24 protein-coding genes and 1 pseudogene are annotated in these 24,948 nt (G+C 67.2%); 20 read left to right on the top strand and 5 right to left on the bottom strand.

Going from position 1 to position 24,948, the window contains the following annotated elements; all coding sequences use genetic code 11:
• Nucleotides 1–29 precede the first annotated feature (29 nt).
• The 6 genes and pseudogenes from DRB17_RS05035 to DRB17_RS05010 all read left to right on the top strand — a co-directional run.
• On the top strand, nt 30–1,232 hold the full coding sequence (locus DRB17_RS05035; RefSeq protein WP_206607784.1) for a TauD/TfdA family dioxygenase: 1,203 nt from the start codon (nt 30–32) through the stop codon (nt 1,230–1,232).
• Between the two features lie 42 nt (nt 1,233–1,274).
• Complete coding sequence (gene rpe, locus DRB17_RS05030) at nt 1,275–1,940, top strand: ribulose-phosphate 3-epimerase (RefSeq protein WP_114581087.1); 666 nt, start codon at nt 1,275–1,277, stop codon at nt 1,938–1,940.
• Nucleotides 1,941–1,943: 3 nt separating this feature from the next.
• A complete protein-coding gene (locus DRB17_RS05025) occupies nt 1,944–3,677 on the top strand; it encodes a heparinase II/III family protein (protein WP_114581086.1) in 1,734 nt (577 codons plus the stop codon).
• Nucleotides 3,674–4,354: a B3/B4 domain-containing protein gene (locus tag DRB17_RS05020; protein WP_147274809.1), complete on the top strand. Its 681-nt coding sequence runs from the start codon at nt 3,674–3,676 to the stop codon at nt 4,352–4,354. The genes DRB17_RS05025 and DRB17_RS05020 overlap by 4 nt, the downstream gene beginning before the upstream one ends.
• A gap of 95 nt (nt 4,355–4,449) precedes the next feature.
• Nucleotides 4,450–6,042: a bifunctional phosphoribosylaminoimidazolecarboxamide formyltransferase/IMP cyclohydrolase gene (purH, locus tag DRB17_RS05015; RefSeq protein WP_114581085.1), complete on the top strand. Its 1,593-nt coding sequence runs from the start codon at nt 4,450–4,452 to the stop codon at nt 6,040–6,042.
• A 59-nt stretch (nt 6,043–6,101) separates the two neighbouring features.
• Nucleotides 6,102–6,650, top strand: a pseudogene (locus tag DRB17_RS05010) (IS1 family transposase); the annotation flags it as partial.
• Here the strand turns inward: DRB17_RS05010 and DRB17_RS19840 are convergent.
• Together DRB17_RS19840 and DRB17_RS05000 are read right to left on the bottom strand one after the other, a co-directional pair.
• Nucleotides 6,647–6,859 (bottom strand): hypothetical protein, encoded by a 213-nt coding sequence (locus DRB17_RS19840; RefSeq protein WP_147274808.1) that lies wholly within the window; start codon nt 6,857–6,859, stop codon nt 6,647–6,649. The pseudogene DRB17_RS05010 and the gene DRB17_RS19840 overlap by 4 nt on opposite strands.
• Before the next feature lie 2 nt (nt 6,860–6,861).
• Entirely contained in the window at nt 6,862–7,329 is a 468-nt protein-coding gene (locus tag DRB17_RS05000; protein WP_147274807.1) for a hypothetical protein, read from the bottom strand.
• Between the two features lie 325 nt (nt 7,330–7,654).
• Here DRB17_RS05000 and DRB17_RS04995 point away from each other — a divergent pair, with 325 nt between their 5' ends.
• From DRB17_RS04995 to DRB17_RS04985, 3 genes are all read left to right on the top strand, one after another.
• Entirely contained in the window at nt 7,655–9,556 is a 1,902-nt protein-coding gene (locus DRB17_RS04995) for an Lcl C-terminal domain-containing protein (RefSeq protein WP_114581081.1), read from the top strand.
• 23 nt (nt 9,557–9,579) lie between these two features.
• On the top strand, nt 9,580–11,244 hold the full coding sequence (locus DRB17_RS04990) for a tetratricopeptide repeat protein (protein ID WP_147274806.1): 1,665 nt from the start codon (nt 9,580–9,582) through the stop codon (nt 11,242–11,244).
• Nucleotides 11,245–11,351: 107 nt separating this feature from the next.
• A complete protein-coding gene (locus DRB17_RS04985; RefSeq protein WP_147274805.1) occupies nt 11,352–11,981 on the top strand; it encodes a hypothetical protein in 630 nt (209 codons plus the stop codon).
• Between the two features lie 125 nt (nt 11,982–12,106).
• Here DRB17_RS04985 and DRB17_RS04980 read toward each other — a convergent pair whose 3' ends face one another.
• On the bottom strand, nt 12,107–12,799 hold the full coding sequence (locus DRB17_RS04980; RefSeq protein WP_114581078.1) for a nucleotide exchange factor GrpE: 693 nt from the start codon (nt 12,797–12,799) through the stop codon (nt 12,107–12,109).
• A gap of 40 nt (nt 12,800–12,839) precedes the next feature.
• A complete protein-coding gene (gene hrcA / locus DRB17_RS04975; protein ID WP_114581077.1) occupies nt 12,840–13,910 on the bottom strand; it encodes a heat-inducible transcriptional repressor HrcA in 1,071 nt (356 codons plus the stop codon).
• Nucleotides 13,911–14,116: 206 nt separating this feature from the next.
• Here hrcA and rph point away from each other — a divergent pair, with 206 nt between their 5' ends.
• Genes rph through hemW form a run of 3 tightly spaced genes read left to right on the top strand, consistent with a single transcriptional unit; the run spans nt 14,117 to nt 16,646 of the window.
• Nucleotides 14,117–14,836, top strand: coding sequence for a ribonuclease PH (rph, locus tag DRB17_RS04970; RefSeq protein WP_114581076.1), 720 nt, complete (start codon nt 14,117–14,119; stop codon nt 14,834–14,836).
• A gap of 5 nt (nt 14,837–14,841) precedes the next feature.
• Nucleotides 14,842–15,441: an RdgB/HAM1 family non-canonical purine NTP pyrophosphatase gene (gene rdgB, locus DRB17_RS04965; RefSeq protein ID WP_114581075.1), complete on the top strand. Its 600-nt coding sequence runs from the start codon at nt 14,842–14,844 to the stop codon at nt 15,439–15,441.
• The gene (gene hemW / locus DRB17_RS04960) at nt 15,438–16,646 is read left to right on the top strand and encodes a radical SAM family heme chaperone HemW (RefSeq protein ID WP_421778455.1); all 1,209 of its coding nucleotides are present in this window, start codon (nt 15,438–15,440) and stop codon (nt 16,644–16,646) included. Before rdgB ends, hemW begins: the two co-directional genes overlap by 4 nt.
• An 18-nt stretch (nt 16,647–16,664) precedes the next feature.
• Here the strand turns inward: hemW and DRB17_RS04955 are convergent, their stop codons facing one another.
• On the bottom strand, nt 16,665–18,071 hold the full coding sequence (locus DRB17_RS04955; protein WP_161958704.1) for a penicillin-binding protein activator: 1,407 nt from the start codon (nt 18,069–18,071) through the stop codon (nt 16,665–16,667).
• Here DRB17_RS04955 and rsmI point away from each other — a divergent pair.
• The 8 genes from rsmI to DRB17_RS04915 all read left to right on the top strand — a co-directional run bounded on the left by rsmI (nt 18,071) and on the right by DRB17_RS04915 (nt 24,882).
• Nucleotides 18,071–19,012 (top strand): 16S rRNA (cytidine(1402)-2'-O)-methyltransferase, encoded by a 942-nt coding sequence (rsmI, locus tag DRB17_RS04950; protein ID WP_114581073.1) that lies wholly within the window; start codon nt 18,071–18,073, stop codon nt 19,010–19,012. The genes DRB17_RS04955 and rsmI overlap by 1 nt on opposite strands.
• A complete protein-coding gene (locus tag DRB17_RS04945; protein ID WP_114581072.1) occupies nt 19,009–19,392 on the top strand; it encodes a YraN family protein in 384 nt (127 codons plus the stop codon). The genes rsmI and DRB17_RS04945 overlap by 4 nt, the downstream gene beginning before the upstream one ends.
• Nucleotides 19,393–19,429: 37 nt before the next feature.
• Complete coding sequence (locus DRB17_RS04940; RefSeq protein ID WP_241503745.1) at nt 19,430–20,059, top strand: BON domain-containing protein; 630 nt, start codon at nt 19,430–19,432, stop codon at nt 20,057–20,059.
• Nucleotides 20,056–20,892: a SirB1 family protein gene (locus tag DRB17_RS04935; RefSeq protein WP_114581070.1), complete on the top strand. Its 837-nt coding sequence runs from the start codon at nt 20,056–20,058 to the stop codon at nt 20,890–20,892. Before DRB17_RS04940 ends, DRB17_RS04935 begins: the two co-directional genes overlap by 4 nt.
• Nucleotides 20,893–20,981: 89 nt before the next feature.
• Complete coding sequence (gene gshB, locus DRB17_RS04930; RefSeq protein WP_114581069.1) at nt 20,982–21,944, top strand: glutathione synthase; 963 nt, start codon at nt 20,982–20,984, stop codon at nt 21,942–21,944.
• 135 nt (nt 21,945–22,079) lie between these two features.
• The gene (locus DRB17_RS04925; protein ID WP_114581068.1) at nt 22,080–23,189 is read left to right on the top strand and encodes an ABC transporter ATP-binding protein; all 1,110 of its coding nucleotides are present in this window, start codon (nt 22,080–22,082) and stop codon (nt 23,187–23,189) included.
• Nucleotides 23,189–24,094, top strand: coding sequence for an ABC transporter permease (locus tag DRB17_RS04920; protein ID WP_114581067.1), 906 nt, complete (start codon nt 23,189–23,191; stop codon nt 24,092–24,094). The genes DRB17_RS04925 and DRB17_RS04920 overlap by 1 nt, the downstream gene beginning before the upstream one ends.
• Nucleotides 24,091–24,882: an ABC transporter permease gene (locus tag DRB17_RS04915; RefSeq protein WP_114581066.1), complete on the top strand. Its 792-nt coding sequence runs from the start codon at nt 24,091–24,093 to the stop codon at nt 24,880–24,882. Before DRB17_RS04920 ends, DRB17_RS04915 begins: the two co-directional genes overlap by 4 nt.
• Nucleotides 24,883–24,948 lie beyond the last annotated feature (66 nt).

Below are 24,948 nucleotides of genomic sequence, written 5' to 3'. Positions count from 1 at the left end.
CGTAAGGAGACACGGACAGGAGACCCGGCATGACCCCGGACGGCCCTATCGTCGATATGGGGGAATTCGCGCCATCGCGCGCGGCGCAGCGCATTGTGGCGGCAACGGCGGAGGACGGCGCCGTTGCACTGACCTGGGATGACGGGCGCACCAGCCGTTTCCACCACCTTTGGCTGCGCGACAACTGTGCCTGCGCGCAGTGCCGGCACCCACAGACGCGCGAGCGCACTTTCGAGCTGCTGGACCTACCGGAGGAATTGGACCCGCCCCGCGTCGAACTGCGCCCGGATGGTGCCTTGCGCCTGCTGTGGCCCGAGAACGGCGGCTGGCACGAAAGCCTGTTCGACCCGGCCTGGCTGCGGGAGCGCGATTACACCAATCGCGCGGCGGACACCGAGAGCCGCCGGGCACGGCCCTGGGGCGCCGAGATGCAGGGCGCCATTCCCTCGGTGTCCTATGCTGAGTTGATGGAGAGTGACGCCGGCTTGCGGCGCTGGCTGCACGCGCTCTCCGAACACGGTCTCGCGCTTTTGAGCGACGGGCCCACGGCCGAGGGTTCGCTCCTGGACGTTGTCGGGCGCGTCGGTTGGGCGCGGGAGACCAATTTCGGCCATACCTTCGATGTCGTTTCGAAGCCGAATCCGAACAACGCCGCCTACACGGCCATCAAGCTGGAGCCGCACGTGGACCTGCCGAATTGGCAGCGCCCGCCGGACTTTCAGCTTCTCTACTGCCTGGAGAACGGCGCCACCGGCGGCGCGTCGATCCTGACCGACGGCTTCGCCGTGGCCGAGGCCCTGCAGCGCGAAGACCCCGAGGCCTTCGAGGTGCTGGCGACGCAGCCCGTGGATTTCCGCTTCCAGGACGAGGAGTCCGATATCCGCTTCCGGGCGCCCACAATCGGCCGCGACGCCGACGGCGCGCTGTGCGAGATCCGCTTCAACAACTGGATCCGCGACGCCTTGGACGTTCCGCCGGCGCGGATGCAGGCGTTCTACGCGGCCTATCGGAAATTCTGGACGATGCTGCGCGACCCGCATTTCATGATCCGCTTCACGCTGGGTCCGGGGCAAATGATCGCGTTCGACAACCTGCGCGTCCTGCACGGCCGGGATGCCTTCGACCCGAACAGCGGCCGACGGCACCTGCAGGGCTGTTATCTGGACCGCGACCTGGTGATGAGCCGGCTGCGCGTGCTGGAGCGCACGACGCGCCTATCGGAGAGCGCGTAAGCCCGCTTGCGGGGGTTCGGGCTTGCTGATAGTCAAGGGTGCATGCAGCAACCGACCCGCATTGCCCCCTCGATTCTCTCCGCCGACTTCGCCCGCCTGGGCGAAGAGGTGCGCGCCGTCAGCGCCGCCGGCGCCGACTATATCCACATCGACGTGATGGACGGCCACTTCGTGCCGAACATCACCATCGGCCCGGACGTCGTGAAGGCGTTGCGGCCGCACAGCGACCTGCCGTTCGACGTCCACCTGATGATCGCCCCCGCCGATCCCTACATCGCGGCCTTCGCCGAAGCGGGTGCGGACATCATCACCGTGCACCCCGAGGCGGGGCCGCATGTGCATCGCTCGCTGCAGGCGATCAAGGCGCAGGGGAAGAAGGCCGGTGTTTCGATAAATCCGGGCACGCCCATCTCCGCGGTGGAAGAGGTGATCGACATGGTCGACCTCATCCTGGTGATGAGCGTCAATCCCGGCTTCGGCGGCCAGAAGTTCATTCCGAGTGCGAAACGAAAACTGAAAAGGCTGCGCGAGATGATCGACGCCTCGGGCCGCGCCATCGATCTGGAGGTGGACGGCGGCATCAACGCCGAAACGGCGGCGGAGGCCGTGGCCGCCGGGGCGGATGTGCTGGTCGCGGGCTCCGCGACGTTCAAGGGCGGCGCGAACGCCTACGCCGGCAACATCGCGCGGCTCCGCGGACAGGGCTGAGATATGGACGGCGAGGCGGCGGCGCAGCAGACCTCGCCGGCCGCCGGGCCCCGCCCCACGCGGCGGCCGGGCCTGCCGGCCAGCCTGCGCGCGTTCATCCGCCTGCCCACCGCGTTGAAGTGGCAACGGACGCTCTTCGCGCTGAAGCGGCCGTATCGGTCCAGCGCCGTCTATCGCTGGACACTGAGCGGCCGCACGCCCTCGCACCTGCTGCGCCAGCCGGGCGACGCCTGGCCGGGCACGGCGGAGCTTGGCCAGGGCATCATCCAAAACCGCTTCCGTTTTGCCGGGCGGACGTTGGCCAACCCGGCGCCGTTCTGGAATCCCATCGGGGCCGAGGGCGACTGGGTGGCGGAACTGCACGCCTTCGGGTGGCTGCGCGACCTGCGGGTCCTGGGCGGCGATGCCGCCCGGCGCCGCGCCCGTGAGCTGGTCGGGGACTGGATCGCCCGCCATCCCGGCCCGCGCGAGCAGGCCTGGGCGCCCGCGACGACTGGCCGGCGCATCGCCAACTGGCTGGGCCAGTACGAGTTCTTCGCCGCCAGCGCCGACGTCGCATTCTGCACGCAGCTACTGGATTCTCTGGCGCGGCAGGCGCGGGACCTTTATCGCAGCCTGCCCGCGGGCCTGACCGGCGCCGAGTTGATCGCCGCCCTGAAAGGTCTCGTCTACGCCGGCCTGTGCCTGCCCGACGGCGAGGGGTGGCTACGTCGCGGCCTTGCCATGATGGAGGCGGAACTGCCGCGCCAGATCCTGGCCGACGGCGGCCATGTGGAGCGCAGCCCGTCGATGCACTTGGCCGTGCTGCGTGACCTGATCGACATCCGCGCCGCGCTTGCGGCGGCCGGGCACGACGGCACGCGCAGCCTGACCCTGGCGATCGAGGGCATGGTGCCGGTCCTGAAGATGTACCAGCACGCCGACCGCACGCTGGCCCTGTTCAACGACACGCAGGAAGAGCAGGCGGTGTTCCTGGACATGACGCAGCAGCGCGCCGGCGGGCGCAGCCGCGCCCACATGGCCGCGCCGCAAAGCGGCTTTCAGCGCATGCAGGCCGGGCGCACGCTGCTGATCGTCGACGCCGGCCAGCCGCCCGAGGCAGGCTGCGATACGCATGCCCACGCCGGCACGCTGTCGTTCGAGATGAGCCACGGCCGCGACCGCCTAATCGTCAACTGCGGCGCGCAGCACGGTGACGCGCGCTGGAAAGAGGTGCAGCGGGCCACGGCGGCGCATTCCACCCTGACGCTGGGCGAAACCAACTCCAGCGAGCTTCTACCCCGTGGCGGCCTGGGCCGGCGGCCCGAGGACGTGATCTGCCGTCGGGAGGAGGGCGAGGGCGCCACTTGGCTGGACATGCGCCACGACGGCTACCGCCGCACGCATGGCGCCTTCCACGAGCGCCGGCTTTATCTGGCCACCGAGGGCGACGACCTGCGCGGGGAAGACACCGTGGACGGTGCGCCCTCCGGCACGCCCATCGCGATCCGCTTCCACCTGCATCCCGATGTGAAGGCCGGGCTGGTTCAGGACGGCTCGGCCGTGCTGTTGCGCACGCCGGGCGGCAGCGGTTGGCGCCTGCGTGCTGCCGGGGCGGAAATGGCGCTGGAGGAAAGCGTCTACCTGGGCCGGCCCGACGAGGTGCGGCGCAGCACGCAGGTGGTCCTGCGCGCACGGACGGACGAGCGGCGGACCACCGTGAAGTGGGCGCTGAAGCGCGAAGGGGGCAAGACGTGATCGATATCGCCGTCGCTGGCCGCTTCGCCGCCACGGGCGTGCCGGTGCGCCTGGGCTGCATCGAGGCGTCCGTGCGGCCTGTCGAGGCCGAGCCGGAGCTTGGCCGGCTGCTGGACGAGACGGCTGCGGAGCGCGTCGCCGCGCTGGGCGAGGGCGCACCGTCGCAGGTACCGGCCATCGCCGCCGCGCGCCGGGCCTACAAGGCGCTGGGCAAGGATCCGGCCCGCTACCGCCCGGCGGCGGAGGCGCTGCTGCGCCGGGCGAAGCAGGGCAAGGGCATCTACCGCGTCAACTCGGTCGTCGATGTGAACAACGTCGTCTCGCTGGAAACCGGCATCTCCATCGGCGCCTATGACATTGACAAGCTGTCGCCGCCGGTGCTGTTCCGGCCCGGCGAGGCGGGCGAGCGCTATGAGGGGATCGGGCGCGGGGATCTGAACCTGGCGGGCCTGCCGCTCTTCGCGGACGCCGACGGACCCTTCGGCAGCCCGACGAGCGACAGCGTGCGCACCGCCATCACGGCCGATACGCGGCGCCTGTTGATGGTGCTGATCTGCTTCGGCGAGCCCGCCGACCCGGACCCGGCCGTGGCGCGCGCGGCCGACCTTCTGCGCCGTTTCGCCGCGGCGGAGGACGTGGAAACCGCCTTCGTGGCGAACGAAGCCGCCGCAGCCTGAGCGCGGCGCGCTTCGCGGGGGCGCGCACTTGACGCCGTTGCGTTGGGGGCCGTAAGACCGCACCACCTATCCGTCAGCCTGACCGGGAGCCTCCGATGAGCGACTCGAAACCTCGGGTGCGCCGCGCCCTGCTATCCGTCTCCGACAAGCGCGGTCTTGTGGACTTCGCCCGCGTCCTGGCGGAGTGCGGCGTGGAGCTGCTGTCCACCGGCGGCTCGGCGCGCACGCTGCGCGAGGCCGGGCTGGAAGTCAGGGAGGTGGCAGAGGTGACCGGCTTTCCCGAGATCATGGACGGTCGCGTCAAAACGCTGCATCCGCGCATTCACGGCGGCCTGCTGGGACGGCGGGACGTGGCCGCGCACCGCGACGCGATGGCCGAGCACGGCATTCCCGAGATCGACCTGCTGGCCGTCAACCTCTATCCCTTCGCCGCGACCGTCGCCTCGGGCGCCGACCGCGAGACCTGCGTCGAGAACATCGACATCGGCGGGCCGGCGATGGTGCGCGCGGCGGCAAAGAACCATGCTTTCGTCGCCGTGGTGACAAGCCCGGACGACTATGAAACCGTCCTGGACGACATGGCCGCCAACGATGGCGCGCTTTCGGACGCCCTGAAGCGGCGGCTGGCGGCGGATGCCTTCGCCCACACCGCCGGCTACGACGCGGCCGTGGCCGGCTGGATGGCGCGGCAGGAGGGCGTCGACTACCCGCGCGAACTGTCGCTGGCCGGCACGCGGCGGCAGGTTCTGCGCTATGGCGAGAACCCGCACCAGACGGCAGCGTTTTATGCCACGGGCGAGGCGGGCGGCCGCCGGCCCGGCGTGGCGACGGCCGAGCAGCTTCAAGGCAAGGAACTGTCCTACAACAACCTCAACGACACCGACGCCGCGTTCGAGGCGGTGGCGGAGTTCGACGAGCCCGCCGTGGTGATCGTCAAGCATGCAAATCCATGTGGCGTGGCCGTCGCCGAGGACGTTTTAAAGGCCTACCGAAAGGCGCTGGCCTGCGATCCGGTCAGCGCCTTTGGCGGCATCATCGCCGTCAATCGGCCCGTCGACCGCGCCCTGGCGGAAGCTGTCGGCGAACTGTTCGCCGAGGTCGTGATCGCGCCCGAGGTCGACGAAGGCGCGCGCGAGGTCTTCGCCGCCAAGAAGAACCTGCGCGTCCTTGTCACCGGCGCGATGCCGGACCCGGCGGCAACGGGCATGACCGCGAAGACCCTGGCCGGCGGCCTGCTGGTGCAAAGCCGCGACGGCGGGCGCGTTGCCGCCGAGGACGTGCGGACCGCCACCCGCCGTGCGCCCAGCGAGGCCGAGCTGCGCGACATGATCTTCGCCTTCCGCGTGGCCAAGCACGTCAAGTCGAACGCCATCGTCTACGCCAGGGACGGCGCCACCGTCGGCATCGGGGCCGGGCAGATGAGCCGCGTCGACTCCGCCCGCATCGCCGCTCGAAAGGCCCGTGAAGCGGCCGAGGCCGCCGGCGAGACCGGCAGCCGCACCGAGGGCGGGGTCGTTGCCTCCGACGCCTTCTTCCCCTTCGCCGACGGCCTGCTGGCCGCCGCCGAGGCCGGCGTCAGCGCGGTCATCCAGCCCGGCGGCTCCAAGCGCGACGACGAGGTGATCGCCGCCGCCGACGACAAGGGCCTGGCGATGGTCTTCACCGGCATGCGGCACTTCCGTCACTGAAGACCGGCGATGCGCGGCAAATTGCGCCAGGGTAGTGTCTCAGTTTGAAAATGGCCGGGCTTGTCGGCAGCCGCGATGCCGAAGATGCGAACGACTTCATACAGGACGTGGCGAGCCGCCTTGCGAACCGGGTGGACGGCCACAAGGCGTACCTGGAAGCTGTTGAAGGTACATTCGGCGTGAATGTGGATTTTGCGCAGCTCGTGAAGCTGTACGGTACGGCCCCTGAGGCCGCGAAGGATCGTTATAGCCCGGCGGTGTGCATCGGTACGCGCAAGCAGGACACCGAGAGCGACCCCGACCGCAAGCACGTCAGCACGTCCTACGTCGAGCGGCAGAACCTCACCATGCGGATGAGCATGCGCCGTTTCACGCGGCTGACCAATGCGTTCTCAAAGAAGGTCGAGAACCACTGCCACGCGCTGGCGCTGTATTTCGTGTGGTACAACTTCTGCCGCCAGCACAAGAGCCTTGGCGGCGTGTCGCGCGCGATGGCCGCTGGCCTTACCGACACGCTTCACGACATGGAATGGATCGTCGGGCTGATCGATGCTCGGGCGGCAGCTTCGGGGTCGCGCGGGCCGTACAAAAAGCGCGAAAACGACTAGCCGTGTTTAACGGTTGGCATATCGTTGCGGCCCGAGCGCTCACGAACCTTTACGTTGCGCGCTCTTTTGCGCTGTTCAGGGCTAAGCTGGCCATACAGACCGATCATCGGGCGCGGCTCATGGCCGTCGCTGCCGCCATTATCATCGGCGTGCCCCTCATGGCGGTGCCACGGAGCATGGGATTTTAGCAACTTCATGAGCCCGGTCATCTCTAAACCCTCCGGCGGCAATATGGCGCGGACTTACGCGGCCGTTCAAGGGTGAACCCGAAATCCTGCTCGTAGATTTCGACCAACCCCTCAACTGGCTCCATAAGCCACGCCTCTGCTCGACCCGTTTTCTGAGCATAGCATGATAGAGCTTGCAAACCGATTAACAAAATTTGCCCCTTTAAGGGATGCGAATCTGAGGGGCTTCCTTCGATCGCATCAAGCCTGGCGGCTGTCTTGTTACGCGTACCGATAGCGAGGCCGCACAGCTCTTCATTTTCGCCCCAAATCGCCAGCTCAAAGCGTTTGTGGTCGTTTCTATACTCCTGTCGGATCGCTTCCCAATCCCATCCACCATCGGGGAGTTCCCGATTGTTGATGGGCTTCCAATGCGTCTTCCATGCCTCAACGGCCGCGCGTGTGATGACGGTCAGCCGAAATGGCGCGACGGCCGTCTCCAGCGTGGCCATTGCCGCGACTTGCGCTTCATATAGAAAATCACTATAGCGCTGAGCGGCGCGCCCACGACTCGCTGCCGACACGATTTCCCCCATAAGTGGAGGGAAGCGTGTACCGCACCCTAATCATCCTTTCAAACCCAGAGCAGCACTGGGGCGCCTGCCCGCAACCATTTTGGTGGTTGATACGCTACCAAATTTCCATTTTCAAATTGAGACATTGACCGGGCGGGACTTCCATTGACTTTTCCGGGTCATTTGGATTCCCTCGGACGCGTGGGGTGTCTGAGCGTCCAATCTGCTCCCTGACGGAGCAAGAACCGGCAGGGAGATCCGGATGCGCCTCGCGCTGCGTCGACTTGTTCTCGTTCTCGCCATCGCCGTGATCGGCATCCCGTGGCCGGGCGTTTCCCGCGCGGCGGACGAGGAAGACGACTTCGCGATCATCGCCAAGGGCGAGATCGACAGCAGCGGCGTCAGCGGCACCTTCTCCTTCCGCCCAGGCGTGGTGGGCATCTTCCAACCCGTGGTGGGCGAGCCGCTCATGCGGCTGAAGTACCGGCTGTGGGTGCTGGTGGGCGAGCCGGTGTGGGCTTTCGTCGGCAAGGCGCCGCGCCTGGCCCGCATCAATCTGACGGCGGAGGACGGCGTGATCCCGTTCTTGACCATCGCGGCCAGGGGCAATTTGCCCGACGGTACCGTGCATTGGAACGGACACGACCATGTCACGGTATCGCGCGATCTGATGGACATGGCGCGCATCTACGACTTCTCATTTCAAGCGGTGCTCCGCCGCGATGCGCTCAACCGGTTGCCCGCCGCCCTGCGACAGGGCAAGCCCGAGGCGGACACGATCTTCGACGACGTATCGATCTACCGCGCCTATCAGGGCCTTTTGGGACAGCCGGGCGAATGGGGCTGGACCGTTCCCGGCAGCCCGGACTGGGGCGAGACCTTCACGCGGCGTGGCATGGTCAGGCCGTCGTTCGCGCGCGACTCCTTCAAGGAACACTTGCTCGGGCGCGAGGAGGCGAAGGAGGTGATGCGCCGCCTGCTTTACAACTATCACGACCGAGGGCTTTACGACTATTCCGAGTACGTCCGGGGACAGGCGCCGATCGTCCATCTCGAAACCGGCGACTTCCGCGTCCACATCTATGACCTGCTGCGCGCGATCCGGCGGGCCGAACCCGAGGCCCTGCACTTGCTCGATGGCGTGCGTAGTGTCTACGACGAGGAGCTGTCCCGCATCGTCTCGGACTTTGCCGACGACGTGCGCCGCGAAGGATTGACCGAGGAGCTGGCGCGGGAAGCCGAGGAGATCGACGCGGTGGTCTCGTCCCATCGCGAGCGGCTTTCGGACGCGGTGGTTGCCGCATGGCGGGACGTGCGCGCGAACGCGCCCGCCGCCGCTGCCGACAGGCGCGCGGCGGCTTACCTGCGCGATCTCGGGCCCCAGGTTGCGGCACGGCTGTCGGAATGGCATCTGGAACTTCCGTCGGGTCTGGACGACGACCTGGAGAAAGCGCGGGCCTTCTTTGCCGCCGACCCGCCCGTCAGCGACGCCGTGAAGGCGAAGTGGCGCGCCCTGGAAGATGCTCTCGACCCCGGCGGCGGGGACGATCTGGTGGCCCAGCGATACCGCGATCACGGCAACGGCACGGTCACGGACGTCGTGACCGGGCTGCAATGGATGCTGTGCACCTATGGAAGGGAATTCGTCGAGTGGCCGAGAGAGGCGCACCCGGGCAAGCATGTCAGGCCGCGCTGCGAAGGCGATCGCAAGCGCGTCTACGTGGACACGCTACCGCGTCCGGGCGAGGTGTCGTTCGCCGGACACAGCGACTGGCGCGTCCCGACGATCGAGGAACTGGAAACGCTCGTCTACTGCCGCCATTGGGATCACCCGGACTATTACAGGATGATGGACAACCCGGCCCCGGAGAGACCTACGCCCGGATACTGCTACGACTTCACCGGCCATACGTATCGCGATTACACGAACTATTCTCATACCGGCGTCTTCGATATCACCACCATTGGGGACGACGTAAGCTATCTTTCATCTACCAGCGGTGTTGAAACCGACAGCGCCGGGGGCACCTTCAATGTCATGTATTCTCTCGATTTTAGATCGGGAAATTCAATTGGAAGAAGTATATATTTTAATAAAAAAAGCGAAAGAGTAAGTAGCAATTCGGAAGATTATTATCTTTTACTTGTACGAAACGGAAAATAAGCGTGCAAAAGCAGGGGGATATTTTGAGAAATAGATTCGGCGCGCCGACGAACCATTTATATATAGCCGCCGCATGTCTGTGTCTGGCGCTGATCGCGCCGGGGCAGACGACGCACGCCGACAGCGCGCAACGCCTGGAGGCGCTGCGCGCACTGGACGACTCGCTCGAAGCGGCACCCGACAAGCGCGAGATACGTACGATATTCGATACGGCGTACGGCTACCTGACCGGCGAAGGCGGGAAGGGCAACGTCGTGGCGGGTGTGGCCATGATGGAGGATCTCGCCGATCAGGGCGTACCGCAGGCGCAGTACGTGCTTGGGTTGGTCTACTCCGATCCCTCGCTGCGGCAACTTGATTTCGACCGTGCCGTCCGAATGCTGCGCCGCGCCGCCGGACAGGATTTTCCGCCGGCCTATGCCGCGTTGGCCGATCTCTATCGCGGGGGTGCCGGGGGTGTGTCCGATCCCGAGGAAGCATGGCGTCTGTACGAGAAGGCATCGCGGGAATCCGGGAAGATTGGCACGCACGGCACCTACGGCATGGCGGTGATGCTGCTTGAGGGCATCGCGGTAGGGGCGGACGAGGCACGCGGCCTGTCTCTCCTGGAGGAGGCCGTGGCGGCCGGTCATCCGCCGGCCGAGTTGGTGATGGGGCGGATTCACCTCACGGGCGATGTTGCCGGCTCCCCCGATTTCGAGGAGGCGGCGCGTTGGCTCGAACGGGCGCTCGCCAACGGCGTGAGCGGGGCCGCGCTGGATCTCGGCCGCCTGTACGAGACCGGCCAGGGCCGCCCGGAGGACGCGCGCAAGGCGGCGGAACTCTATCGGCGTGCGGCGGACGCGGGCATTCCGGAGGCGCAGGTCCGTCTGGCCCGGCTCTACGAGGAAGGGCGCGGCGTCGAACGCGACGTGGATATGGCGCGCAAGCTTTACGAGAGCGCGGCGGCCAGGGGCGTTACGGCCGCGGACGCGTCGCCGCTTCCTCGGTCGCAGCAGGCGTCGAGGCAGGGGGCGGACGGCGACGGCGAGCGTGAAGGTGTCTGTGCCGCGCCGGGCAACTGCCAGGGCGATCCTCGCCTCTATGGCTATTGGTATCTGGTGGGCGAAGACGGCAGCACCTCTTTCGACGAGTCCTACGGGGCCGAGGCGCTTCACGTCGACGGGCGTTTGGCCACGATCCCACGCATGAAGTCCGGCGATATGGAGCCCAGCACCGGCACGCGCATGGAGGTGGAGGGGAGCGTCGCCCGCTTCCGCTACCACGAAACGGCCGAGGCACCGGATGGCCGGTTTTCGTTCGCGTTCCAAGATGACGATACGGTCGTGTTCTCGAACGACGAGGGGGATTTCGTCTATAAGCGGATGCCGGCGGACAAGCATCTCCACGCGGCTCTTCTACGTCTCGCACTGACAGGAGAGGTGGAATCCTACCGCCGGGCCAACGCGGAGGACTTCTTCGGCGACGCCGAGACGGTGTTGGTTGACCTTCGCAACGGCGACGACCGGGTCGCGCTGGTCCATATGCCCGGGGCTCGGTTCAAGGGCGCCTTGCGACGCGACGGCACCGCCTGGGGCATCCCGCTCGGCGCAAACGTTATGGCCTTCGCCTTGCGGCAGGGTCAGGAGGCGGCGTACTTCGAACGCGTGGCGAGGGAGGCGGCCCAGCCGATCGCGCCGCGTCGGTGAGGGCGGGGATATCCCGCTGCCTTCACGGCAAGGCTCACCCTTTAACGTCAGACCCATACATTGCAGTTTCCGGGGAATATATGAAGGTCACCATCCTCGCGGTCGCGATGACCCTGATCGCCTCGCTCGCCCTCGCCGATGAACGCCTGTACGGCACTTGGTACCTGGTTCCCGGCAGTCTGGAGCCCAAGGCGGAGAATTCCCAGTATATCTTCGTTCTGCGGCGCGATGGGCGTGTCTTCGAAGTCTTCACCGACGACAGTGGACGGATGGATGTTTTCGTCGGTTCCGAATTCGGGGTCGAGGGAGACGAGATAACCTTCGACCATGAGAACGACGATCCTCTCACCTTTGCGTTTCGGTTCGAGGGCGGCGACAAGCTTGTTTTCAGCGACGAGGGACGCGAATCCGTCTATCACCGAATGGTGGACCGTGGCGACCTGCCGTCCGCCGCAATCGCATTCGCGGAAACCGGGGAAGTGCGCTCGATCCAGATGATCGAGGCCGATGGAAGGGGACCTTTCGGCGCTACGGCGGCCGCCACGATTCACCTGCATGACGCCAATGGGTCTGTCCGGCTATTGGAGTTCGAGGGCTCGGACATCAGCGGCGGCGTGTCGCGTGCCGGGCGTGACTGGATCGTCCCCGTCAATTCCGGGGTTGCGGCGATGGCGGTTGGCGAAGACCCCTTTCTCGATCGTTTCCAGCGTTTGATAGATCAAGTGTCGAGCGAATAGCATCCCACCGCCGAGGTCGCCCCGCTCCGGGAGGGGCTGTTCGCGAAGCTGACTGAGGAGCGCCTTGGGATCGGGGCGGGAAGAGCGGGCTTGCGACCGGCGGCCACAGACCCGCTTTCCGTTGCTCAAGCCTTGGTGTCGACGCCGCCGCTGCCGTTGGCGGCCTTGGCCACGCCGACGCGGGCCGGGCGCAGCAGGCGGTCGTGCAGCATGTAGCCGTTCTGCACCACGTGAACGATGCTGCCCGGGGCGTGTTCGTCGGTCGGAACCTCGTACATGGCCTCGTGACGGTGCGGGTCGAAGCGGTCGCCGGGATCCGCCTTGACGCGCTGGATGCCGTGCTTGGCCAGTATGTCGGAGAGTTCCTTCTCGGTCATCTCCACGCCGGCCAGCAGGTTCTTCGTGTTCGCGTCCTGCTCGGCGGCCTCCTTCGGCACGCTGTCGAGGGCGCGGCGCAGGTTGTCGGCCACGCTCAGCAGGTCCTTGGCCAGCGGGGAAGCGGCATACTTCACCGCGTCCTGGCGCTCGCGCTCGGCGCGGCGGCGGACATTCTCGGTCTCCGCCACGGCGCGCTGCAGGCGTTCCTTCAGATCGTCGACCTCGTTCCGCAGCGCCGTCATCGGGTCCCCTTCCGCCGTCTCCTGGCTCTCGGCCTCGCCGGCTTCGGTCTCCGCCAGGCGAGCGGCCTTCTCGGCCGCGGCCTTGGCGTTGGCTTCCGCGCGGGCGGCCTCGGCGTTGTCGGGCTGCTCACCCTCGGCCGTGCCGTTGCGCGGCTCGGCCTCGTGCTCCTGATTGGCGCGTTGCTCCTTTGCCGTCATGGGCTTGCCTTGTGTCCTCTTCCTACGTGATTCGATGTTTCTAGCCGACCAGCCGGCCGAGTAACTTTGCGGTATAGTCGACCATCGGGATGATCCGCGCGTAGTTGATGCGCGTCGGGCCGATCACGCCGATGGCGCCGACGAACTGTTGGCGCGAGTTGGTATACGGCGCGACCACCATCGAGCAACCCGTCATGCCAAATAGTTCGTTATCCGCGCCAATAAAGATCTGCACGCCTTCGGCATCGTCGGCCAGGTCCAGGAGGCGAAGCAGTGATTCCTTGGTCTCCAGCGCGGAGAACAGCTTTCGCACCCGCTCCAGGTCCTCGATGGCGGTGATATCCTGCAGCAACTGTGCCTGGCCGCGCACGATCAACGCGCCCTGGTTGCCCTCGGACCAGTCGGCGAGACCGGCCTGGACCAGTTTCGTCGTCAGTTCGTTCAACTCGGCGCGGTCCTGCTGCAACTCGCTTTCCACCGCCGCCTGCGCCTCGCCCAGCGTGCGCCCGACAAGCCGGGAGGTCAGGTAGTTGCTCGCCTCCACCAGGGAGGACGCCGGCAGGCCCATCGGCACGTCGATGATGCGGTTCTCCACCGCGCCGGAGCTGGTCACCATGACCACCAGCGCACGTCCCGGTCCCAGCGAAACGAACTCGATGTGCTTCAGCGCCTCTTCCATCTTCGGCGCGACGACAAGGCCCGCGCAGTGCGAGAGGTCGGAGAGCATGGTGCTTGCCTCCTCCAGCGCCTGCGACAGGCTGCGGCCCGTCGCCGCGCAGCGGCCCTCGATGCGCTTGCGGTCCTCCTCGCTCAGATTGCCGTATTCCAGAAGCCCGTCCACGAACAGCCGGAGCCCCATCTCGGTCGGCAGCCGGCCGGCCGAGGCGTGCGGAGCGTATAGCAGGCCCGCGTCCTCCAGGTCGGCCATGATGTTGCGGATCGTGGCCGGCGAGAGGTGCATGCCGAGCTGGCGCGACAGCGTGCGCGAGCCGATCGGCGCGCCGGTCTCGACGTAGGCTTCGACGATGTGACGGAAGATGTCCCGGCTGCGCTCGTTGAGAGCTGCCAACTCGGATCTGTCCGTGCGCAATCTGCTGCTCTGGTTTGTCATGAAAGTCCCGCGCCTTTCGCGTTCCGTGAATCTAGGTAGTCCGCAAAAACCCGTCAACGCGGGCGGGATCGGATATACCCGTCGGGCGACGGCATTTCCGAATCCCCGCCAGGGTGGACGATACCCTGGTGTTCGGCTAGCGTCGCCGCCCGATCGATCCCCAAGGATATATGGCGTCGACCGCCGTAATGAAGGAGAGTGACCGTATGCGCCCATCCGGCCGCGCCGCCGACGAGATGCGCCACGTCGTGCTGGAGCCCGACGTCAGCAAACACGCCGAAGGCTCCTGCCTTGCCAGGTTCGGGGATACGCACGTCCTGTGCACCGCCTCGATCGACGAGGGGGTGCCCGGCTTCATGCGCGGCAGCGGCCGCGGCTGGGTGACGGCCGAATACGGAATGCTGCCGCGCGCCACCCACACCCGCGGCGCACGCGAGGCCGCGCGCGGCCGTCAGGGCGGGCGCACACTGGAGATCCAGCGGCTGATCGGGCGTTCCCTGCGGGCGGTGACGAACCTGCAGGGCTTCGGCGAGCGCAGCATCCAGATCGACTGCGACGTCATCCAGGCCGACGGCGGCACCCGCACGGCGGCGATCACCGGCGCCTACGTCGCGCTCTACCAGGCCTTCGACTTCATGCGTATAGCCAAGGCCATCCAGCAGATCCCGCTGACCGACTCCGTGGCCGCGGTCTCTTGCGGGCTGGTAAACGGCGAGCCGGTGCTCGACCTCGACTATGAGGAGGATTCCAGCGCCCAGGCCGACGCCAACTTCGTCCTGACCGGCAAGGGCCAGATCGTCGAGGTGCAGGCGACGGCGGAGAGCGAGCCTTTCGACCGCGCCACCTTCGACAACCTGCTGACGCTGGCCGAGCGCGGCGTCGCCGAACTGACGCAGGCACAGCACGCCGCCATCCAAGGAGGCTAGTTCCTATGAGCGTCGGCCTGGACAGCGACCGGCTGGTCATCGCCAGCCACAATCCCGGCAAGGTGCACGAGATCGCGGACCTGATGCGGCCCTATGGCGTCATGGTGTTCTCCGCCGACGACTGCGACGTCCCGGAGCCAGAGGAGACCGGCAGCACCTTCGCCGAGAACGCGGAACTGAAGGCGCGGCATGCCGCCGAGGCGTCCGGCCTGCCGGCGTTGGCCGACGATTCCGGGCTGGACGTGCGCGCCCTGAATGGGCAGCCGGGCATCTATTCCGCGCGCTGGGCCGGATCGGACAAGGACTTCAACGTCGCCATGGAACGGGTGCAACAGGAACTGGGCGACGCCGAGGACAGGCACGCGGCCTTCGTCTGCGCGTTGTGCCTCGCCTGGCCGGACGGCGCGGTGCGGACCTACGAGGGCCGGGTCGAGGGAACCCTGGTGTGGCCGCCGCGCGGGGACCGCGGATTCGGCTACGATCCGATCTTCGTTCCCGAGGGTCTCGACACCACATTCGGAGAGATGGAACCCGAGGACAAGCACCGCATCAGCCATCGCGCCCGCGCGTTCGAGAAGCTGGTGGAGGATATTCTGGAAGGATGAACCCCGCCGTCGCCGAGACCGCGATGCAGACCGATATGGTGAGGGCCGTGGACCGCGATCCGGGCTTTGGCATCTACGTCCATTGGCCTTTTTGCCTGTCGAAGTGCCCCTACTGCGACTTCAACAGCCATGTGCGCGTGGATATCGACCACGGCCGCTGGCGCCGCGCGTTGCTGCGGGAGCTGGCGCACTACGCGGCACGGGCGGGACGGCGGCGGGTGACGTCGATCTTCTTCGGCGGGGGCACGCCCTCGCTGATGCACCCGGATACCGTGGCCGCCGTCATCGATGCCGTGGCGGCGCACTTCGAGATCGATCCCGGTATCGAGATCACGCTGGAAGCGAACCCGACCTCCGCCGAGGCCGAACGCTTCGCCGCGTTCCGGGCCGCCGGCGTGAACCGGGCGTCGCTGGGGGTGCAGGCGCTGGACGACGCGGCGCTGAAGTTCCTGGGACGCCAGCACTCCGTCGCCGAGGCGCTGGCCGCGGTCGACCTGGCGCGGCGCAGTTTTCCTCGCTATTCCTTCGATCTGATGACGTCCAGGCCCGAGCAGGACGTCGCGCGCCTTCGCGGCGAACTTGAGCGCGCGCTGGCCGAGGGGCCGGAGCATATTTCCATCTATCAGTTGACGATCGAGCCCGGCACGCGCTTCTACACCGCCTGGCAGCGGGGCGAGCGGCTGACCGCCGACGACGACACCGCAGCCGCGCTCTACGAGGAGACGCGGGAGATTCTGGACCGCGCCGGGCTGCCCGCCTACGAGGTCTCGAACCACGCCCGGCCGGGCGCGGAATGCCGGCACAACCTCACGTACTGGCGCTATGGCGACTACATCGGCGTTGGGCCGGGCGCGCACGGCCGCCTGACCCTGGACGGCGCGAAGACGGCGACGCGCCAGCACCGCGCGCCGGAGGCATGGCTCTCGGCCGTCGAAAACGCTGGCCACGCCACGCAGCAGGATTCGCCGCTATCGGCGGATGAGCGGCTTACCGAAATGGTCATGATGGGCCTGCGCCTGCACGAGGGCATCGCTCGCAAGGCCTTCCGGCGTGAACTGGGGGCGGAACCCGAGGCGCTTCTGGACCCGGACAAGCTTGCGGCCCTCGCCGAGGCTGGCTATCTCCGGATCGACGAAACGGCGATCCGCACCACACCGGCGGGCCGCCTGCGCCTCAACGCGCTGCTGGGCCACCTTCTGGGATAGCGGATAGAGGCAAGAACCTCAGTACGTCAGGGTGCGGAAGTCCGTAGGAGCCGGGTCGAGGACCTTCAGGGCGTTGCGCTGCATCTCCATCACGGCGTAGCGGCGCTCGACCAGACCGTCCTGACGCATCCGGAACACACCGTCCACGCCGGCAAAACCACTTGCCATGGTCAGTGTCGCGGGGTCGTAAACCGGTTTGCCGGGCTCGCGCGTGTCGTCGTTCGCGGCCCGCCTGGCCAGCAGGGCGGCCAAAGCCGTTGCGTCATAGGCCAGCGACACCAGCCGGGGCGGAACGCTTCCGAAAGTCCGGTTGTAACGCGTCTTGAAGCTATTCCAGCCGTCCGGCGAGGGCGCGGCGAACCAGCCGCCGATCAGTGCCGGCTCGGTGCCCAGGCTGGGGTCGTTCCACTGTGCCGTGCCGAGGAAGCGGACCTCGTCCGGATCGACGTCGTAGAAGGGCAGGGTCGGCGCGATGGTTTGCAGCTCCTTGCCGCCGGTGGGAACCATGACGGCGTCGAAGGGCGCGCTGCCCAGCGCGTCCATGGTCTTGAGTTCCTCAAGCTCCCCCCTTGCCGCCGCCGTTCCCTGGTTCTCAAGCTGCGCGATCCGCTGGCGCAGCGCGGCCCGGCGCTCTTCGTAATCGGAGAGGCGCTTGATCGGCGCCGAGACATCGGGAGAGGTGGCGTCGTAATACGCCACCCGCGCCAGTTCGCCGCCCAGGCGGCGCGCAGACGTCTCCATCGCGTTCACGATCAGGTCGCCGTAATCGTTGCTTGGGGCCAGCACGGCAAAGCGGCGCAGGCCCTGGCTGACGGCATAGCCAAGCACGCGCTCCACCTGCTCCGACGGCAGCCAGCCCAGGACATAGACCCCCGGCCGGGCCACCTTGCGGTTGTTGGAGAATGCCATCACCGGCACCGCCGCGCTCTGCGCCACCGGGGTCACGGCCTCCACGGATTTCGAGAAGATGGGACCCAGGATCAGTTCCGCGCCGGCATCGACGGCTTCGCGGGCGGCAGCTTCCGCACCCTCGGCCGTGCCCTCGGTGTCGCGCACGATGAGGGCAAAGTTTTCGCCCGCCGTGTCGAACAGCCCAAGCTGCGCGGCCTGGAGCATGGCATTGCCAAGCTCGTGCCGCGGCCCGCTGAGCGGCAGCAGGATCGCCACCTTATGCCGCGCGGCGACGCCGTCGGGCGGCGTCAGCTCGACCTCGCCCGTCCCGGGCCCGTCCGGCTGCGGCTCAAGCTCCTCGGAGGTGGGCGGCGCGCGGTCCGAATCCAGCTCGATGATTTCGGCCCCAGGTTGCCCTTGCCCCGGCTCATCGCCGCGATCTACCTTGCCTTGCTGGGCGCAGGCCGTCAGCGCCGCTGCAAGAACGGCGGCCAGAACGATGCGCCCGGTGTTCAGCCATCGGTGCGTTTGCAATGTCCCAAAGCTCACAGTTGCCGCGGCCGCCCTCGAAATTGGACGAGGGAGAGCCTAGCGGCGCGGCCGATGCGCCGCAACAGGCGGGGGAAGTTCCGGCAACGCTGCCGGCAGGCCTCTATGTCGTCGCCACACCGATCGGTAATCTGGGCGATATCACGCTGCGGGCGCTGGAAACCCTGCGCGGCGCGGAGGTCATCGCCTGCGAGGATACGCGCGTGACCGGCAAGCTGCTGGCCGCCAACGGCATCAAGCGGCCGATGTTGTCATACCACGAACACAACGCTTCGCAGCGCCGCCCCGAGATCGTCCGCCGTATCGAGGCGGGCGCCGCCGTGGCCCTTGTGTCGGACGCCGGTACGCCGCTGATCTCCGATCCCGGCTATAAGCTGGTCCGCGCGGTGCAGGATGCGGGCGGGCGCGTGACGGCCCTGCCGGGCGCATCGGCGGCGATGGCGGCGCTGGTCGTTTCGGGCCTGCCGAGCGACCGCTTCTTCTTCCAGGGCTTTCTGCCCGCCAAGAGCAAGGCGCGGCGCGACGTGCTGACGGAATTGAAGGACCTGAAGGCGACGCTCGTCGTCTACGAGTCGCCGAAGCGCCTGCGCGCCAGCCTGCGCGACATGGCCGAGGTGCTTGGCGCGCGGGAGGCCACCGTCACGCGCGAACTGACCAAGCGGTTCGAGGAGGTCCGCCGCGCGCCGCTCGACGTGTTGGCGGATGACTACGAAACCCCGCCAAAGGGGGAGATCGCCGTCGTCATTGCGCCGCCGGACGCGGCCGATTCGATCGCCGACGCCGAGACCGTCGATGCCTGGATTCGCGATGCGCTGGAAGCCATGAGCGTCCGGGACGCGGCGGCGGAGGTCGCGCGGAACAGTGGCTGGCCCAGGAAGCAGGTCTATGCCCGCGCCCTGGACATCAAGGCGGAGCGCGGTTCGTGAGCCGTGCCGCGCGGCAGGCCGCGCGCGGGCGTGGCCGGCGCGGGGAGTGGCTGGCGGCGCTGTGGCTGCGGCTGAAGGGCTTTCGCATCCTGGCGCGCGGCTTGCGCACCCCCGCGGGGGAGGTGGACCTGATCGCGCGGCGCGGGCGACTTCTGATCGTGGTCGAGGTGAAGGCGCGCGGCAACCTGGCCGACGCGCTGGCCGCCATCACCGCCCGGCAGCGGGCCCGAATCAGCCGCGCCGCGGAGATATTCCTGCAACGCAACCCGGCCCTGGCGGACTGCGACCTGCGCTTTGACGCGGTGCTGATCGTGCCGGGACAAGCGCCGCGACACGTGATCGACGCTTGGCGAGGCGGGGATCGGGCCGTTAATACTTGAAGCCGTGTGTCACGGCACCATGCCGCTGCAAGGGGGAATGGACATCGTGCTAGGTCGTATCGCAGTCGGAGCCGCCGTCGTTCTGGGATTGTTGCAGGCGGCGTGCTCGCCCGTCGGCGTGGCCGCCGGGGCGGGTGCAACCGCCGGCGTCGCCGCGGCGCAGGACCGCGGAATCTCCGGCGCCATTGCGGACAGCGACATCCGCGTCCAAATCAACCATCTTTGGCTGCAGGAAGACGAGGAGATGTACCGCAAGGTCTCCCTGCAGGTGCAGGAAGGCCGCGTGCTGGTCACCGGCGTCGTCCCGAGCGAGGAGATGCGTTCGGATGCCGTGCGGCTGGCCTGGCAGGCCGATGGCGTCAAGGAGGTCATCAACGAGGTAGAGGTGTCGAAGGGCGGCGGGATCGAGGATTTTGCGCGCGATACCTGGATCTCGGCCCAGCTCAAAAGCAAGCTGCTATTCGACGGCGACGTCAGTTCGATCAACTATTCGGTCGAAACGGTGAACGGCGTCATTTACCTGCTGGGCGTGGCGCAGACGCAGGCCGAGCTGGACCGGGTGCTCAATCACGCGCGCAACCTTGCCCACGTGCGCAAGGTCGTCAGCTATGTCCGGGTCAAGAATGCAGCCGAGGCCGGGGCGGCCCCGGGCGAGGGAACCACTTGACGCCGCCGCGCGAAGCCGAGGAGATCCTTCGCGGTATCGCCGGTCTGGACGACCGCGATATTGACCTCAGCGAGGGTGCGCTGGCACTTGCCGCGCTGGAGACGCCGGAGCGCGGTCTCGCCCACTATCGCCATCACCTCTCGCTGCTGTCCCGTGACGCCGCTGACCTTGCGGGCGACGATCCGGCGCCCCCGCTTGCCCGGCGGCTGGCCATCCTGCGCACCGTTCTGGTGGAGCGGTACGGCTATCACGGGGACCGGGAAACCTATGACGATTTGCAGAACGCCAACCTGATGCGGGTGATCGACCGCCGACGCGGCCTGCCCGTGGCACTGGGCATCCTCTATATCCACACGGCGCGGGCGCAGGGATGGGAGATCGGCGGCATCAACTTCCCCGGCCATTTCCTGCTCCGCCTCGATGCGGGCGGCGAGCGTGCGGTGGTCGACCCCTTCACTGGCCTGACCGAGTTGAGCGCCCAGCAGTTGCGTAGCCTGCTGAAGGCGGTTGCGGGCGAGGACGCCGAGCTGGATCCCAGCCACTACGAGACGATTGGCAACCAGGGCATCCTGCTGCGGCTTCAGAACAACCGGAAGCTGCGGCTGCTCAAGGCGCAGCAGGCGGACGAGGCGATAGGCGTGATCGAGGGAATGCTGATGTTCGCGCCGGGCGAGCCGCGGCTTTGGCGTGAGGCGGGACTCTTGCACGCCCACCAGGGCAACCTGCGGGCGGCGACGACCGCGCTGGAGCAGTTCGTCGAACTGAGCGACGATCCGGCGAAGCGGGAGGAAGCTCGCGAGCTTATCGCGCAGCTGCGCAGCCGGCTCAACTGAGCCGTGCGCAATCCGGACGCGACAATGCGCTTTCCGGCAGCTATAACGTCCGGCGCGAGAACCGCAGACATCCAGGGGGACTGCACGCGATGAGCCTTGCCGTCGCTTTCCAGATGGACCCGCTCGAAGGCATCGACATCGAGGCGGACAGCACCTTCGTGCTTGGCCTGGAAGCGCAGAAGCGCGGCCACGGGCTGTACCACTACCTGCCGAACGCGCTGAGCTTGCGCGAGGGGCGGGTCTATGCCCGTGCGCGGCCCATGCGCCTGAAGCGCGAGGCCGGCAACCATTTCAGCTATGGCGAATGGGAGACCATCGATCTGGCGGCGATGGACGTGGTGATGATGCGCCAGGATCCGCCTTTCGACATGGCCTATATCACCGCCACTCATCTGCTTGAGAAGGTGCATCCGCGCACGCTTGTGGTGAACGACCCGGCGGAAGTACGCAACGCGCCGGAGAAGCTGTTCGTCACCCACTTTGCCGAGTTCATGCCGCCGACGCTGATCTCCTCCGACAAGCAAGAGATCATGGCGTTCCGCGACAAGCACCGCGACGTGATCCTGAAGCCATTGTTCGGCAACGGCGGCGCCGACGTCTTCCGCATCACGACGGAGGACGAGAACCTGAACGCGCTTCTGGAGATGTTCACCCGCATTTACCGCGAGCCGATCATGGTGCAGGCCTACCTGCCGGATATCCGCAAGGGCGACAAACGCATCATCCTGATCGACGGCGAGCCGGCGGGCGCGGTCAACCGGGTTCCGCCCAGGGGCGACGCCCGCGCCAACCTGCATGTCGGCGGGCGGGCCGAGAAGGCGGTGCTGACCCGCCGCGACCGCGAGGTCTGCGAGGCGATCGGCCCGACCTTGAAGGAACGCGGCCAGATCTTCGTCGGCATCGACATGATCGGCGACTACCTTACCGAGATCAACGTGACGTCCCCCACTGGCCTGCAGGAGATCGACCGCTTCGACGAGACGAACCTGGAAGGCCAAATCTGGGATTCGGTTGAGGCCCGTCTGGCCGAGGCGCACGCGCTGCCCGAGTAGGTACGGCCCCGTTCGATTGAAGGGCGCGCCGGCCGTTCGGCTTGTCAGGATCGTCGGCGGTATCTAGGCTTTCCCGCATTGAGGCGGCGGGCGCCCGCTTCGGATTTGTAGTGACGCGGAGGGTGTCGCAAACCGGTGCCGCAAGCGAACGCCATCGATATCCGGGACATCACCAAGGTCTTCGGGCAGGGCGCGGAGGCCGTCCACGCCCTGGACCATGTATCCCTGGCGATTCGCGAGGGGGAGTTCTTCACGCTTCTGGGGCCCTCCGGCTGCGGCAAGACCACCTTGTTGCGCCTTCTGGCCGGGTTCGAGCAGCCGACGGCCGGCGTTATCGGGCTTTACGGTGACGATCTGGCCGGGTTGCCGCCGTTCCGCCGGCCTGTGAACACCGTGTTTCAGAACTACGCGCTGTTCCCGCACATGACGGTCGCGGGCAACGTGGCCTTCGGGCTGGAGATGCAGCGCTGGCGGCGCGGCGACATCGAAAGGCGGGTGGAGGAGGTCCTCTCCCTGGTCAAGCTGGCCGGTTATGGCCAGCGTAAGCCGGCACAGCTTTCCGGCGGCCAGCAGCAGCGTGTCGCGCTGGCCCGCGCGTTGGCGAACCGGCCGAAGGTCCTGCTGCTCGACGAGCCGCTTTCCGCCCTCGATCTGAAGCTGCGCAAGGAGATGCAGATCGAATTGAAGCGGCTTCAGGTGGAAACCGGCATCACCTTCGTCTTCGTCACGCACGACCAGGAAGAGGCGCTGACGATGTCCGACCGGCTTGCCGTGATGCAGGACGGCAAGGTGTTGCAGGTGGGCACGCCCGCGGAGATCTACGAGCGGCCGACACGGCGCTTCGTGGCCGACTTCATCGGCGATACCAACTTTCTCCAGGGCGTGCTTGGCCGCGCGGCTAATGGCGAGATCCAGATCAAGCTGGATGTCGGCGGCATGGTCACGACGCGCCACGCCGAGGCGCATACCGAAGGCGAGCGGGTGACGCTTGCCGTACGGCCGGAACGGGTGGACCTGGAGCCCGTTAACGCCGAGGCCGGCGAGGACACTGGACGCCTCAGAGGCGTGGTCGAGACGGTGGTCTACTTCGGCACCGACACGAGTTATCGGATTAACATCGACAGCCTGCCCGAGCCCGTACTGGTGCGCGTGCAGAACCGCCAGGGCGCGGCCAGTCCGTTCGCCAGTGGCGACAGCGTACGCCTGCGCATCCCGCCCGAGGCCGTGCAGGTGCTGGTGGACTGATGCTGGCCGCGCTTCGCCGTTCCCAACTTGCGCAACGTACGGCCCTGCTGGCGCCGTCCCTGGCCATCATCGGCGGCTTCATGGTGCTGCCGCTCATTCTGATGGCGTACGTGTCGATCCTGGAAAAGGGTACGCACGGCGGCGTGGAATGGGGCACGTACAGCGCCGAGGCGTACATCAAGTTCCTGTTCGAGCGCGACCTGATGGGCAGCCTGTCGGTGAACGCCGACTACCTGCAGATATTCCTGCGCTCCTTCGTGCTGTCGGGCGTCACGGTGCTTCTGGCGCTGGCCATCGGCTTTCCGACGGCGCTCTACATCGCGCTCCAGGATGACAGGTGGTATCGCAACCTGCTGGTTTTCATGGTGACGATCCCGTTCTGGACCAACCTGCTGGTGCGCAACTACGCCTGGATCATCCTGCTGCGCAACAATGGCCTGATCGACAACGCGGCCGCTTGGCTGGGGCTTACGCAAGAGCCGATCGACGTACTTTACACGCCGTTTGCCATCGGCGTGGGCCTGACCTATTCGTTCCTGCCGTTCATGGTCCTGCCGATCTACGCCAGCCTGGAGAAGCTGGACCTGCGGCTGGTGGAGGCCGCCTTCGACCTGGGCGCGGACCGCCGCCGCGCGCTTGCGCGGATCGTGGTCCCGCTGGCGCTGCCGGGGATCATCGCGGGCTGTATTCTGGTGTTCGTCCCCTGCCTGGGGGCGTACGTCACGCCGGAACTGCTGGGCGGTTCCAAGTCGCTGATGATTGGCAACCTGATCCAGAACCAGTTCGGCGCGGCGCGGAACTGGCCGTTCGGCGCGGCTCTCGGTTTCGCGCTGCTGGCAATCGTGCTGCTGGCGATGATGGCCTACGCCCTGCGGTTCCGCCGTGCGCCGGGAGGCGGAACATGAGCGGCCGCGGCGGCAATCCGCTGTGGCGCTTCGCCGGCGTCCGGCCGGCGGCGGCGCTGTTCTTCGCCTATCTCTACCTGCCGATCGTGATCCTGATCGTGCTTTCCTTCAACGCGAACCGGACGGTGACGATCTGGACCGGCCTGACGACCGACTGGTACGTGGAGGTTCTGTCGAACGGCGACATCCTGCGCGCCGCCAGGAACTCGCTGATCGTCGCGTTCTCCGCGACCTTCATCGCGACGGTGGCGGGGACGCTGGCGGCTCTGGGAATGGCGCGCGGCCGCTTTCGCGGCGAAGCGGCGGTGAACGGCGTCATGGGCCTGCCGCTCGTCGTGCCCGAGATCGTGACGGCGGTGGCGACGCTGCTGTTCTTTATACTGGTGGGGATCAAGCTGGGCCTGCTGACGGTCATCATCGGCCACACGGTCTTCTGCACGCCCTTCGCCTATCTGCCGATCCGCGCGCGCCTGGAGGGAATGGACCCGTCCCTGCGCGAGGCGGCGTCCGACCTTTACGCCGACGCGTGGCGCGCGTTCCGCCGCGTGACGCTTCCGCTGTTGTGGCCGGGAATCCTCTCGGGCGCGCTGCTGGCGTTCATCATCTCGCTGGACGACTTCGTGATCACGTATTTCGTCGCGGGCGCGGGCGCCACCACGCTGCCCGTCTACATCTTCGGCATGATCCGGATCGGCGTGACGCCGGAGGTGAACGCGCTCTCCTCGCTCATGCTGCTGGTTTCAATCCTGTTCGTCTCGCTGTCGTTCCTGGTTCAGCGCCAGCGTTGACCGGCTGGAGCGCGCAAGCGAGACTTCACCGCACACCCACAATCATGAAGACGGGAGGGCAGGACG

Source organism: Ferruginivarius sediminum (assembly GCF_003344765.1).
Taxonomy (GTDB): Bacteria; Pseudomonadota; Alphaproteobacteria; order Kiloniellales; family Rhodovibrionaceae; genus Ferruginivarius; species Ferruginivarius sediminum.
This window is presented reverse-complemented; position numbering and strand designations above follow the sequence as displayed.